Origin of the sequence: Streptomyces sp. NPDC005761 (assembly GCF_040630635.1) — a bacterium.
GTDB lineage: Bacteria > Actinomycetota > Actinomycetes > Streptomycetales > Streptomycetaceae > Streptomyces.
In genome coordinates this window covers 88,109-101,473 of sequence record NZ_JBEXXX010000017.1, presented here as the reverse complement: position 1 = coordinate 101,473, position 13,365 = coordinate 88,109, and the positions used below count along the sequence as shown (strand labels likewise).

Here is a 13,365-nt window from a genome sequence, read left to right as displayed (position 1 = left end):
CGCAGGGAATCCGTGTTGTCGGATGGTAGGAATGCTTCGTGAGTACTCCCGTCCACCAGGCGATCGCGGCACTCCCCGTGCCCGGGGAGTGGACGTGGCAGGTCGTCGTAAGGCCCCGACGGCGCACTCTGGGCATTGAGGTCGACGAGAGCGGCGACGTCCTGTTCGCCGTACCGCCGAACGCGGACCCGGCCGCCGTCGCACGGGCCGTGCGGACGAGGCTGCCACGCCTGGCGCGCGAGGTACGGGACAGGCGCACGAGACCGGACGAGCCGGCCAAGGAACTCGTCGGCGGCACGGGTTTCAGTTACCTGGGACGACGCCACCGTTTGAAGCTTTTGCCCCCGGGAGAGGGTGGCCGGGTGAGGCTGTACCGGGGATGGCTGGAGATGCCCAGGCCCCGTACGGCAGACGAAGGCGCACGTCGGCTCGCCCAGTGGTACGAGGTGTGCGGCACCCGGTGGCTTTCCGGGCGGCTGCCCTCGTACGCATCACGCGTCGGACTGCCGACTCCCCGCGTCGAGGCCCGCGACCTCGGCCCCAGGTGGGGGGCGCTGGGACAGGACGGTGCCATCACGGTGCACTGGGCGGTGCTGCAATTGCCGCCCTCGTTGGTGGACCTCGTCCTGGTCCACGAACTCTGCCACCTGCGCGCACCCGGTCATGGAGTCGCGTTCCGTCGGCAGCTGAGACTTGTGTTCCCGGACGTCGACGCCCGGGAGACACTGTTCGGTGATGCCGAACCAGCCCTGTGGCGTGGGGCGATTCGGTGACCTCGTATCGCTGAGGAGCATCGTCCGGCCCCGCGCGGCAACGCCCGACCCCTGTACGGGCGTGGCCGCGCGGGGTGCTCTCGGCCCCCCGGCCCCGCCCGTGTGTTCTCGAGGCGCCTGGCCCCCGTACCCGCCCCGGTTCAGGACGCCTGGCGTACGTGCACGTCCCGGCTGAAGAACTCCGTCAGCACCGGAGCGATCGCCTGTGGTGCCAACTCCCGTGTCTGACCCGTCAGGGTGCGGTGCCGGCCCCGCGGGAGGGCGTCCGCGAGCAGACGGGTCGACGTCCTCGCGGTGGCGGAGCTGGAGCCGCCGCAGACCACCAGGGTCCGCGCCGTCACCGAGGCCAACCGCTCGGCCGGAACCGCGCCGTTGCCCAGCACCGCGTCGTCGTAGGCCAATGTGTGCGCCACGGATTCCAGGGTCCGCCACAGCGGCGCCCTCCGCATCCTGGCGATCACGTCGGCCGCGACCCCCGTCACGGACAGGAACAGTTCCACCGCCCCGCCCCGGTCCCCGGCGGACAGCAGCCGGTGCAGCCGGGCCGTGCAGCCGGCCTTGAACAGCAGGCCCGCGGCGCCCGGGGTGTAGGGCGGCTCGTACACCGCGAGCCGGGCGGCAGGGAGGCCGGCCGCCCGGGCCTCCAGGGCCAGCGCGCCGCCGGCCCCGACACCGAACACCGAGGGCCGGCCGCCCACCGTCTCCGCGACCGCCGCCAGATCCTCGATCTCGCGCTCCACCGCGTACGGCGACCCGTCCCCGCTGGAGCCCCGGCCGCGCCGGTCGTACGTGACGACCTCGAAGTGCGGCGCGAGCAGACGGGCCAGCGGTTCCTCGGTCGCCGCGGTGCACAACGCTCCGCCCACCAGGATCAACGGCGGTCCTTCGCCCCGGCGCCGGTGGGCGATCAGAGTGCCGTCGCGGGAGAGGGTCTTGTCCATGTGGAGGTGGACTGCGCGCCCTCGGGAAACTCATCGCTTTCGGCGAGAAGTTTTTGTATTTTCCCTTCTTCGCAGTCCGCAGGGGTTGTTGACGGTGTGCCGACCGTCAGTCCGTCAGTGTCTCGGTGTCGTAGAAGCAGAAGTGGCCCTTGATCGCGGCCACTTCGTCCTTCGGCTCCGGGTACGCCCAGACGAGGTCGGCCGCCTCCGGCCGCGACCAGTAGGAGGCGTCCCCCTTGAAAGGGCAGTGCGTGCGGGTGTCCGACGCCGTCAGCAGTTCCGTACGGACATCCTCGGGCGGCAGGTAGTAGCGGACCGGACAGCCCGTCTCGCGCAGGACGAGCGGGCGCCGGCTCTCGGCGAGCAGTACGCCGTCGCGGACCACGCGCACATGCTCGGTGCCGGGCTCGACGGTGATGCGGTGTCCTCGGGTGGCAGTCATGTACTTCTCAGCCCCGGGGGCCGCCGGATTCTTCCCCGGGTTTCGGCGCCGGCGGTTCCGGGCTCTAACGTGGCAGCCATGAAGATCTGCGTTTTCCTCTCCGCCGCCGACCTCGACGACCGCTACACCGTGCCCGCCCGTGAGTTTGCCGAGCTGATCGGCCGCGGCGGCCACACCCTGGTCTGGGGCGGCTCGGAGAGCGGGCTGATGAAGGTCGTCGCGGACGGCGTGCAGGGCGCCGGGGGCAAGCTGGTCGGGGTGTCGGTGGACTTCCTGGCCGCGAAGGCGCGGACCAACGCGGACGAGATGGTGATCGCCCGGGACCTCGCCGAGCGCAAGGCGCTGCTCCTGGAGAAGTCCGACGCGATCGTGATCATGGTGGGCGGCACCGGCACGCTCGACGAGGCCACCGAGATCCTCGAGCTCAAGAAGCACGGCAAGCACACCAAGCCGGTCGTGCTGCTCAACACGGCGGGCTTCTACGACGGTCTGCGCCAGCAGTTCCAGCGTATGGAGGACGAGGGCTTCCTGCCGGTCCCGCTGACCGACCTGGTGTTCTTCGCGAAGGACGGGGTCGGCGCCCTGGCCTACCTGGAGGAGTGGGCCGGCCTGCAGTGATGTGCCGGCGGTGAGGTGACGGGTGCGACGATGGGGGGCATGTCCACTCACCTCATCACCGGTGCCGGTTCCGGCATCGGCGCAGCCGTCGCCCGCCGTCTCGCGGAGCGCGGGGACGAGCTCGTCCTCCTGGCCCGTGACGCGGGCCGCGCCAAGGAACTCGCCGCGCTCCACCCTGGCGCGCGTACGCTCGTCGGCGACCTGTCGAACCCCGACCGGCTCTCCTGGGCCTTCGGCCAGCAGCCGATGCCGGAGCGGCTGGACTCCCTGCTGCACATCGCGGGCGTCGTCGAGCTCGGCCGTATCGGCGAGCTCACCCCCAAGGCCTGGCACTTCCAGCTCAACGCCAACCTCGTCGCCCCGGCCGAGCTGACCCGCCTCCTCCTGCCGCAGCTGCGCGTCGCCGCGGGCCACGTCCTCTTCGTCAACTCCGGCGCCGGGCTCGCCGCGCACGCCGAGTGGGGTGCCTACGCGGCGAGCAAGCACGGACTGAAGGCGCTGGCGGACTCGCTGCGCCACGAGGAGCACGAGAACGGGGTACGGGTGACGTCCGTGTACCCCGGGCGCACCGCCAGCCCCATGCAGGCCAAGGTCCACCAGCAGGAGGGCAAGGAGTACGACGCCTCCCGCTGGATCGACCCGGAGTCCGTCGCCACCACGATCCTGATGGCTCTCGACCTGCCGCGCGACGCCGAGGTCAACGACCTCACGGTGCGTCCCGGCCGCTGAGGGGGCGGGGCACGGCTGTCCCCCGGCCCGGGCGGGGGAGCCGTGGCCCCACGTCGCCCCGGCCGCTGACGGCCCGGGCGCCGGACCGCCGTAGGCTTCCCGCGTGAGCGAGAAGAGCAAGTTCAGCGGGTGCCCGGCCACCGGAATCGGTTCGATGCCCGGAGGGGACGCGCGCGAGGCGGCGAAGACCGTCACCGGCTCCTTCGGGGACGGCCAGGGCGTGCCGTATCTGGCGGAGCTGCCGGCGCGCGGCCCCGGCGCGGACATGATCGGGCGGACCATCGGGCTGCTCGTCGAGATGTACGGACACGTCGAACCGAGCGGCTGGCGGATCAGCGACCGGCCGGGGCGCGACACCCGCCGTGCCCGGTCCTGGCTGGGCGAGGACCTCGACGCCCTGGAGGAGTTCACCCAGGGGTACGAGGGCCCGCTCAAGGTCCAGGCCGTCGGGCCGTGGACGCTGGCCGCCGCTCTGGAGCGCCGCAGCGGGGAGGCCGTTCTCGGCGACCCCGGAGCCTGCCGTGACCTGGCGGGCTCGCTCGCGGAGGGGCTGCGCGACCACCTTGCCGAGGTGCGGCGCCGGATGCCCGGTGCGCGCGTGATCCTCCAGCTCGACGAACCGTCGCTGACCGGCGTCCTGCTCGGCCGGATCCGGACGGCGAGCGGCTACCGGACCTACCGGGCCGTGGACCGTCAGCTCGTGGAGGACACGCTGCGCGAGGTGCTGGGCGTAGCGGGCCCGGCCGCCACGGTCGTGCACACCTGCGCCCCCGACGTGCCGTTCGCCCTGCTGCGCCGCGCGGGCACCGACGGGATCTCGTTCGATTTCTCTCTGCTCACCGAGCGTGAGGAGGAGGCGATCGGGGAAGCCGTCGAGGGCGGCACCCAGCTCTTCCTCGGGGTGGTGCCGGGCACCGACCCGGCCTCAGGCGGATTGTCGGACCCGGGCGGTAGCGTCATGGGTGTCAGGACGCTGTGGCGCAGGCTGGGACTGAATCCGGGGACTCTGACCGAGTCCGTGGCGATCACCCCCTCGTGCGGTCTCGCGGGTGCCTCACCCGCGTACGCACGTGCCGCGCTCGCCCACTGCGCCCGGGCCGCGAAATCGCTCGCAGACAACCCTGAGTAACGGGGTACTGGGTAACGGGAGGACGGGACGATGGCCGGCGAACAGCAGACGTCACTGCCAGGCGAACAGGAGACGGCGGTGCCGGCGGAGGCACGGGAGCGGCACGCGCTCCTCGCCGAGCAGGTCGAGGAGCACCGCTTCCGCTACTACGTGAGAGACCAGCCGGTCGTCAGCGACGCGGAGTTCGACCGGCTGATGCGTGAGCTGGAGGCCCTGGAGGACGAGCACCCGCCGCTGCGCACGCCCGACTCGCCGACCCAGAAGGTCGCGGGGCCCTACCGGACGGAATTCACCTCCGTCGCGCACCGCGAGCGGATGCTGTCCCTGGACAACGCCTTCGACGACGAGGAGCTGACCGCCTGGGGCGAGCGGATCGCCCGGGACGTGGGCGCCACCGGCTACCACTTCCTGTGCGAGCTCAAGATCGACGGCCTCGCGGTCAACCTCACCTACGAGCACGGCCTGCTGACCCGCGCCGCGACCCGCGGCGACGGCCGCACCGGCGAGGACATCACGCCCAACGTCCGTACGATCGCGGAGATCCCGCACCGGCTGAAGGGCGACCGGATCCCGGAGCTCGTCGAGATCCGCGGCGAGGTCTTCTTCCCCATGGAGGGATTCGAGGAGCTGAACGCCCGGCTGGTGGAAGCGGACGACAAGCCCTTCGCCAACCCGCGCAACGCGGCGGCCGGTTCCCTGCGCCAGAAGGACCCCAAGGTCACCGCCACCCGGCCGCTGCACATGGTGGTCCACGGCATCGGCGCCCGCGAGGGCTTCGACATCGACCGCCTCTCGCACGCCTACGAGCTGCTCCACGAGTGGGGTCTGCCCACCGCCAAGTACAACAAGGTGGTGGATTCCCTTTCCGGTGTGCGGGAGTTCATCGCCCACTTCGGCGAGCACCGGCACTCCGTGGAGCACGAGATCGACGGAGTCGTCGTCAAGCTCGACGAGATCCCGCTCCAGGGCCGGCTCGGCTCCACCTCCCGCGCACCGCGCTGGGCGATCGCCTGGAAGTACGCGCCGGAGGAGGTGAACACCAAGCTGGTCAACATCCGTGTCGGTGTCGGCCGCACCGGCCGCATCACTCCGTACGCCCAGGTCGAACCGGTCGAAGTGGCCGGGTCCGAGGTGGAGTTCGCGACCCTGCACAACCAGAACGTGGTCCGCGCGAAGGGTGTCCTGATCGGCGACACCGTTGTGCTCCGCAAGGCCGGAGACGTGATCCCGGAGATCCTCGGCCCGGTCGTGGACCTCCGTGACGGCACGGAGCGGGCCTTCGTCATGCCCACCCACTGCCCCGAGTGCGGGACGGAGCTGCGGCCGATGAAGGAGGCCGACATCGACGTCCGCTGCCCCAACGCCCGCTCCTGCCCGGCGCAGCTGCGGGAGCGGGTCGCCTATCTGGCCGGGCGCAAGTGCCTGGACATCGACCACTTCGGATACGTCGCAGCCGCGGCCCTGACCCGGCCGCTGGAGCCCGCCGACCCGCCGCTGCGGGACGAGGGCGACCTCTTCGGACTGACCGCCGAGCAGCTGCTGCCCATCCGCGCCTACGTCCTCGACATGGACAGCGGGCTGCCCAAGCGGGATCCGAAGACCGGCGAGGAGAAGATCGCGACGGTCTTCGCGAACCAGCAGGGCGAACCGAAGAAGAACGCCCTCGGCATGCTGGACGCCATCACCGCGGCGAAGGAGGCCCCGCTGGCCCGGATCCTCACAGGACTCTCCATCCGCCATGTCGGGCCGGTCGCCGCCCAGGAGCTGGCCCGCCAGTTCCGGTCCATGGACCGGATCGAGGAGGCCACCGAGCAGGAGCTGTCCGACGCCGACGGGGTCGGGCCGATCATCGCCGCCTCGGTCAAGCAGTGGTTCGCCGAGGAGTGGCACCGCGAGATCCTGCGCAAGTGGCGGGAGGCCGGAGTCCGCATGGAGGACGAGGGTGCCGGCGAGGAGGAAGGGCCGAGGCCCCTCGAAGGACTCACCGTCGTCGTCACCGGCACCCTGGCCGGGCACACCAGGGACGGTGCGAAGGAGGCCCTGCAGAGCCGCGGGGCCAAGGTCACCGGTTCCGTCTCGAAGAAGACCTCCTTCGTCGTCGTCGGTGACAACCCCGGGTCGAAGTACGACAAGGCGATGCAGGTGAAGGTGCCCGTGCTCGACGAGGACGGCTTCGCGGTGCTGCTCGAACAGGGACCCGACGCGGCACGCGAGGCCGCGGTCCCGCCCGAGGAGCAGTAGCGGGAGTCGGCGCAGGCCACGGGGGGACGGCAGCGGGGGAGGAGAGGTGACACGTTGTCGGATTCACCCGATCGGCGCATACCAGATGCTGACGGGTGGTCGGTTCGCATTCGGGCAAGAGCTGTAGACCGCTGCCCGTGAACCCCCTCGGCGGCCTACTGTTGGGAGATGCGCCTGCGGTACCCGGCCTTTGCGCGGGACGGGCGCGGTGGCACATACCGGAACCATCAGGTGACATCGGCACCGCCGGCTGTGAGAGGGACGGAATGAAACCGACCGAGAACGCCGCACCGGTGTCGCGGCTGCAAGGTTTCGCCGGCCTCACGCCCAAAGTGGGTGCTGTTGTCGTGGCCCTCGCCACGGTGCAGCTGGCAACCGGCTTCTACCGGACCGTGAGCAGCGGACACGCCCTCTTCCCGGACGGGAGGGCCGGCTGGTCCCTCGCCGTCCTCACGGGGATCATCGTCGGTCATCTGGTCGCGCTCGGCCGGGACCGCTGGTGGGGCGGCACGGGTTCCGGAGCCGCCCTCACCCTCGCCGTGCTGCTCCTCTACGGCTGGGTGCCCGCGGGCCTCGTCAGCCTGGTCGTGGTCGTGCTCGTCGGCGTGGCCCGCCGGCACCGCTGGTGGCAGGGGCTGCTGCACGGGGCGGTGGACATCATGGGCGTGGGTGCGGCGGCCCTGGTCCTGGCGGCGTTCGGCGAGGTGCAGTCCGTCGAGTCACCCTGGCAGCCACTCGACTGGGGTATCGACGCCGTCCCGGAGGTCCTCCTCGCGGCCTCCACGTATCTGCTCGTCACCCGGGTCCTGCTGTGGTACGCCCGGTCCCCGCAGGGCGGCGGACTGCCGACGGCCGCCCGCACGGCGCTGCTGCGGCAGGGCCTGGTCGCCGTCGCGCTCCTCGGCATCGCACCGCTGATCTGTGTCGTCGCGATGGCGATGCCCGTTCTGCTGCCCCTCTTCGCGGTCCCGCTGATCGCTCTGGACTCCACACTCTGGATCGCCCGCGCGCGGGCGGAGGAACAGCTGCGGGACCCGCTGACCGGACTGCCGAACCGGCAGTGGCTGCTGGAGCGCACCTGGACGGCCCTGGAGGAGGCCGAGAGCCTCGGCAGCCGGGTCGGGCTCGTCCTGATCGACCTCGACCGCTTCCGGGCGGTCAACGACACCCTCGGCCATCTCGCCGGGGACCGGCTGCTGCTGCAGATAGCGGACCGGCTGCGGCTCGCCCTGCCGCGCGGCGCGGAGGCGGCCAGACTCGGCGGCGACGAGTTCGCCGTTCTCCTGCCGACCGCGGACTCCACCACCAGCACCCAGCGCGTCGCCCGCCATCTGGTGGCCGAGCTGTCCTCTCCGCTGGACCTCGACGGCCTCACGCTGGTCCTGGAGGCCAGCGCCGGAGTCGCCGTCCACCCCGACCACGCGCTGGACGCGGAGGGCCTGCTCCGGCGTGCGGACGTGGCGATGTACCAGGCCAAGCGTGACCGGACGGGCGTGGAGGTGTACGAGTCGAAGCGCGACAGCAACACCCCGGACCGGCTCGGCCTGCTCGGTGATCTGCGGCGCGCGCTGGACGCCGGCGAGGTGGAGCTGCACTACCAGCCGAAGGTCCGCTTCGACGGTCAGGTGGCGGGACTGGAGGCACTGGTCCGCTGGGTGCATCCGGAGCGGGGGAGGGTCCCCCCGGACGAGTTCATCGCCATAGCCGAGTCGTCGGGGCTGATGCCGCACCTCACGGAGTACGTACTGGAGACCGCCCTCGCGCAGGTCGCCCGGTGGCGGGCGCAGGGCCTCTTCGTCCCCGTCGCGGTCAACGTGTCCCCGCGCGATGTGCACACCCCCGGGTTCGCGGGCGGCGTCGCGGCCCGGCTGGCCCGGCACGGTGTCCCGGCCGGGGCGCTGCAGCTGGAGATAACGGAACACGTGCTGCTGGAGGACCCGCAGCGGGCGGCGGACACGCTGGCGGGACTGACCGGGCACGGCGTGAAGATGTCCCTGGACGACTTCGGCACGGGGTACTCCTCCCTGGTCCACCTGCGCCGGCTGCCGGTCAGCGAGCTCAAGATCGACCGCTCGTTCGTGGCCAGGCTCGCCATCGACCACGAGGACGCGGAGATCGTCCGCTGCACGATCGACCTTGCGCATTCGCTCGGCCTGCTGGTGGTCGCCGAGGGCGTCGAGGACGACGAGACGTGGGAGCGGCTGCGGGACCTGCACTGCGACGCGGTCCAGGGCTGGCTGGTGGCGGCCGCGATGCCGCCCCAGGAGACGACCGCGTGGCTGCGGGCGCGCGGTGAGCACGGATGGCGGCGGCCGGCGGAGCTGGCGGCGGCTGCCGCGGCGGCCGCGGCCGCGGGGGCGGCCGCCACCGCGGTGACGCCCGAGCTGGAGCACCGGCCGTCCGGGCGGGCGGTCGACTCGCGGCCTGCGACGACGACGTAGGGCGGGGCGCGGGCCCGAGGTGAGGTGCCGGAGGCGCCCGGCGGCCGCTTCGTCCTCAATCGCCGGACGGGCTGGGTGGCCGCCTCGTCGGGCTCGGTCACGCCCGGCCGGTGGCGCCCGTCCTTGGCCCGGGCGGGTTCGGGCGCCCCCAGGTGGCGGCCTCGTCCTCGATCGCCGGAGGGGCCGGCATCACGCCCGGTGGCCGCGTCGCCGAGGCGGGTGTTCCACGGGTGGCCGTGGCCGGTGCGGGCGACACCATAGGATTGGGGGCCGGCGGCACATTTCCACCTGCCGCGCGACGCCTGGCACGCACGCTCGCCGCGTCGCCGAAACGCCCACGTGGCTCCGCCACGAGGGCGCTCCGGCGCCTTGCGATCGCACGCACGGGACGCCGCGTGGCCCGTCCTTCGGATGGACGGTGGAAATGTGCAGTCGGCCCGGCCAAAACCACACACCAACCCCTGAGGATCGCTGCATGCCTGGCATCACGCGCGAGGAGGTCGCCCACCTCGCCCGGCTGGCGCGTCTGGAGCTGAAGGGCGAAGAGCTCGATCACTTCGCCGGTCAGCTCGACGACATCATCGGCGCGGTCGCCCGCGTCTCCGAGGTCGCCGACCAAGACGTACCGCCGACCTCCCACCCGCTGCCGCTGACCAACGTCATGCGGGCGGACGAGGTCCGTCCGTCGCTCACCCCCGCGCAGGCGCTCTCCGGCGCCCCGGCCCAGGAGCAGCAGCGTTTCAAGGTGCCGCAGATCCTGGGGGAGGACTAAAAGTCATGACGGACATCAGCACCATCATCAAGCTCACCGCCGCCGAGATCGCCGCGAAGATCGCCTCCGGTGAGCTCACGGCCGTCGAGGTCACCGAGGCCCACCTGGCCCGGATCGAGGCCGTGGACGAGAAGGTCCACGCCTTCCTGCACATCGACCGCGAGGGCGCGCTCGCGCAGGCCCGTGCCGTCGACGCCAAGAAGGCGGCCGGCGAGAAGCTGGGCCCGCTGGCCGGCGTCCCGCTCGCGCTGAAGGACATCTTCACCACCGAGGACATGCCGACCACCGTCGGTTCGAAGATCCTCGAAGGCTGGGTCCCGCCGTACGACGCGACCGTCACCAAGCGGCTGAAGGCCGCCGACGTCGTCATCCTTGGCAAGACCAACATGGACGAGTTCGCCATGGGGTCCTCCACCGAGAACAGCGCGTACGGCCCGACCGGCAACCCGTGGGACCTCACCCGCATCCCGGGCGGCTCCGGCGGCGGTTCCTCGGCGGCCCTCGCGTCCTTCGAGGCCCCGCTCGCCATCGGCACGGACACCGGCGGCTCCATCCGCCAGCCCGCTGCCGTCACCGGCACCGTCGGCGTCAAGCCCACCTACGGCGGCGTCTCCCGCTACGGCATGGTGGCCTTCTCGTCCTCCCTCGACCAGGGCGGTCCCTGCGCCCGTACGGTCCTGGACGCGGCCCTGCTGCACGAGGCCATCGCCGGGCACGACCCGCTCGACTCGACCTCCATCGACGCCCCGGTGCCGCCGGTCGTCGAGGCCGCGCGCAACGGCTCCGTACAGGGCATGCGCGTCGGTGTCGTGAAGCAGTTCTCGGGCGAGGGCTACCAGGCCGGTGTCGTCCAGCGCTTCAACGAGTCGGTCGAACTGCTGAAGTCGCTCGGCGCCACGGTCGTCGAGCTGGACTGCCCGTCCTTCGACCTCGGCCTGTCGGCGTACTACCTCATCGCGCCGTCCGAGTGCTCCTCGAACCTCGCCCGCTTCGACGCCATGCGCTACGGCCTGCGGGTCGGCGACGACGGCACGAAGTCCGCCGAGGACGTCACCGCGCTCACCCGTGAGGCCGGCTTCGGTGACGAGGTCAAGCGCCGCATCATCCTCGGTACGTACGCGCTGAGCTCCGGTTACTACGACGCGTACTACGGCTCGGCGCAGAAGGTCCGCACCCTGATCACGCGGGACTTCGAGAAGGTGTTCGAGCAGGTGGACGTCATCGTCTCGCCGACGACGCCCACCACCGCCTTCCCGATCGGCGAGCGCGCCGACGACCCGATGGCGATGTACCTCGCGGACCTGTGCACCATTCCGACCAACCTGGCCGGCAACGCCGCCATGTCGCTGCCGTGCGGCCTGGCGCCGGAGGACGGCCTGCCGGTCGGGCTGCAGATCATCGCCCCCGCCATGAAGGACGACCGGCTGTACAAGGTCGGAGCCGCCGTCGAGGCCGCCTTCGTGGAAAGGTGGGGGCACCCGCTGCTTGAGGAGGCTCCGTCGCTATGAGCGCAATGGCTAAGAAGGCCAAGAACTTCAAGAAGTCCAAGACCGGCGCGTACGTGTCCATGGGCACCACCGCCTTCGGCGCGCTGAGCGTGTTCAAGCAGGTGAAGATGGCCCGCCAGGACAACGACACACTGCGGCTGATCGACGCCGCCGTATCCGCCGCCGCGATCGTGACCGGACTCGCGATCCTTTACCGCGAGCTCAAGCGTCTCGGCGACGACGACGTCCTGCTGGGCTGAGAGGGAAAGTTTCAGTGACTGTCATTGACCTGGAGTCGTACGAGGACGCCCTCGCGACGTACGACCCCGTCATGGGCCTCGAGGTCCATGTCGAGCTCGGCACCAAGACCAAGATGTTCTGCGGCTGCTCCACCGAGCTCAAGCAGGACGCCAACTCGCAGACCTGCCCGGTCTGCCTCGGCCTGCCCGGCGCGCTGCCGGTCGTGAACGAGATCGGCGTCGAGTCCGCCATCAAGATCGGACTCGCGCTGAACTGCGAGATCGCCGAGTGGTGCCGCTTCGCCCGGAAGAACTACTTCTATCCGGACATGCCGAAGAACTTCCAGACCTCGCAGTACGACGAGCCGATCGCCTTCGACGGCTATCTGGACGTCCAGCTGGAGGACGGGGAGATCTTCCGGGTGCAGATCGAGCGCGCCCACATGGAGGAGGACACCGGCAAGTCGACGCACGTCGGCGGTGCCACCGGCCGCATCCACGGCGCGTCCCACTCCCTGCTCGACTACAACCGCGCGGGCATCCCGCTCATCGAGATCGTCACCAAGCCGATCGAGGGAGCGGGCGCCCGCGCCCCCGAGGTCGCCAAGGCGTACGTCGCCGAGCTCCGCGAGCTCATCAAGGCGCTCGGCGTCTCGGAGGCCCGCATGGAGATGGGCCAGATGCGCTGCGACGTGAACCTGTCGCTGCGCCCGCACGGCCGCGAGGCGTTCGGGACCCGCTCCGAGACGAAGAACGTGAACTCGCTGCGTTCCGTCGAGCGGGCCGCCCGCTTCGAGATCCAGCGCCACGCCGCGGTGCTGAACTCGGGCGGCACGATCGTGCAGGAGACCCGGCACTTCCACGAGGAGGACGGCTCCACCACGGCCGGCCGCATCAAGGACAACGCCGAGGACTACCGCTACTTCCCCGAGCCCGACCTGGTGCCGGTCGCGCCGGCCCGGGAGTGGGTCGAGGAGCTCCGCAAGGGGCTCCCCGAGCTGCCGCGGCTGCGCCGCGCTCGGCTCAAGGAGGAGTGGGGCGTCTCCGAGCACGACATGCAGTCCATCCTCAACGCGGGCGCGGTCGACCTGATCGTGGCCACGACCGAGGCGGGCGCCCCGTCGGACCAGGCCCGCAAGTGGTGGATGGGCGAGCTCGCCCGTAACGCCAACGAGACCGGCCGTGGTCTCGACGAGCTGGGTGTCACGCCGGCGCAGGTCGCCAGGGTCGCCGAGCTCGTCGCCTCCGGCGATCTCAACGACAAGCTGGCCCGTCAGGTCCTTGAGGGTGTCCTCGCGGGCGAGGGCGACCCGGACACCGTCGTCGAGAAGCGCGGCCTGAAGGTCGTCTCGGACGAGGGTGCCCTGTCCACGGCCGTGGACGAGGCCATCGCGGGCAACGCGGCCATCGCGGACAAGATCCGCGGCGGCAAGGTCGCGGCCGCCGGCGCGCTCGTCGGCGCCGTCATGAAGGCCACCCGTGGCCAGGCGGACGCGGCGCGCGTGCGCGAGCTGATCCTGGAGAAGCTCGGCGTCGAGGGCTGAGCCCTTTCC

12 protein-coding genes are annotated in these 13,365 nt (G+C 71.4%); 10 read left to right on the top strand and 2 right to left on the bottom strand.

Features of this window, described 5'->3' with window-relative positions; all coding sequences use genetic code 11:
• Positions 1-38 precede the first annotated feature (38 nt).
• Positions 39-773 (top strand): YgjP-like metallopeptidase domain-containing protein, encoded by a 735-nt coding sequence (locus tag ABZ434_RS18115; RefSeq protein ID WP_359137198.1) that lies wholly within the window; start codon positions 39-41, stop codon positions 771-773.
• A gap of 140 nt (positions 774-913) precedes the next feature.
• Here ABZ434_RS18115 and ABZ434_RS18110 read toward each other — a convergent pair whose 3' ends face one another.
• A complete protein-coding gene (locus ABZ434_RS18110; protein ID WP_359137195.1) occupies positions 914-1,714 on the bottom strand; it encodes an alpha/beta hydrolase in 801 nt (266 codons plus the stop codon).
• Between the two features lie 106 nt (positions 1,715-1,820).
• On the bottom strand, positions 1,821-2,156 hold the full coding sequence (locus tag ABZ434_RS18105) for a DUF427 domain-containing protein (RefSeq protein WP_359137192.1): 336 nt from the start codon (positions 2,154-2,156) through the stop codon (positions 1,821-1,823).
• 78 nt (positions 2,157-2,234) lie between these two features.
• Here ABZ434_RS18105 and ABZ434_RS18100 point away from each other — a divergent pair, with 78 nt between their 5' ends.
• The 9 genes from ABZ434_RS18100 to gatB all read left to right on the top strand — a co-directional run bounded on the left by ABZ434_RS18100 (position 2,235) and on the right by gatB (position 13,356).
• Positions 2,235-2,774, top strand: a complete 540-nt coding sequence (locus ABZ434_RS18100) for a TIGR00730 family Rossman fold protein (RefSeq protein WP_359137189.1) — start codon at positions 2,235-2,237, stop codon at positions 2,772-2,774.
• A 39-nt stretch (positions 2,775-2,813) separates the two neighbouring features.
• On the top strand, positions 2,814-3,503 hold the full coding sequence (locus ABZ434_RS18095; RefSeq protein ID WP_359137186.1) for an SDR family oxidoreductase: 690 nt from the start codon (positions 2,814-2,816) through the stop codon (positions 3,501-3,503).
• Between the two features lie 103 nt (positions 3,504-3,606).
• A complete protein-coding gene (locus tag ABZ434_RS18090; protein WP_359137183.1) occupies positions 3,607-4,632 on the top strand; it encodes a methionine synthase in 1,026 nt (341 codons plus the stop codon).
• Between the two features lie 30 nt (positions 4,633-4,662).
• Positions 4,663-6,873: an NAD-dependent DNA ligase LigA gene (gene ligA / locus ABZ434_RS18085; protein ID WP_359137180.1), complete on the top strand. Its 2,211-nt coding sequence runs from the start codon at positions 4,663-4,665 to the stop codon at positions 6,871-6,873.
• Between the two features lie 266 nt (positions 6,874-7,139).
• Entirely contained in the window at positions 7,140-9,314 is a 2,175-nt protein-coding gene (locus ABZ434_RS18080) for a bifunctional diguanylate cyclase/phosphodiesterase (protein WP_359137178.1), read from the top strand.
• A 475-nt stretch (positions 9,315-9,789) separates the two neighbouring features.
• Positions 9,790-10,086: an Asp-tRNA(Asn)/Glu-tRNA(Gln) amidotransferase subunit GatC gene (gene gatC / locus ABZ434_RS18075; protein ID WP_003966094.1), complete on the top strand. Its 297-nt coding sequence runs from the start codon at positions 9,790-9,792 to the stop codon at positions 10,084-10,086.
• A gap of 5 nt (positions 10,087-10,091) precedes the next feature.
• Positions 10,092-11,594, top strand: coding sequence for an Asp-tRNA(Asn)/Glu-tRNA(Gln) amidotransferase subunit GatA (gene gatA / locus ABZ434_RS18070; protein ID WP_359137176.1), 1,503 nt, complete (start codon positions 10,092-10,094; stop codon positions 11,592-11,594).
• Positions 11,591-11,833 carry a hypothetical protein gene (locus ABZ434_RS18065; protein WP_148020961.1) on the top strand — a complete coding sequence of 81 codons (243 nt, stop codon included), beginning with the start codon at positions 11,591-11,593 and terminating at the stop codon, positions 11,831-11,833. The genes gatA and ABZ434_RS18065 overlap by 4 nt, the downstream gene beginning before the upstream one ends.
• 14 nt (positions 11,834-11,847) lie before the next feature.
• Positions 11,848-13,356 carry an Asp-tRNA(Asn)/Glu-tRNA(Gln) amidotransferase subunit GatB gene (gatB, locus tag ABZ434_RS18060; protein ID WP_359137173.1) on the top strand — a complete coding sequence of 503 codons (1,509 nt, stop codon included), beginning with the start codon at positions 11,848-11,850 and terminating at the stop codon, positions 13,354-13,356.
• Positions 13,357-13,365: the final 9 nt, after the last annotated feature.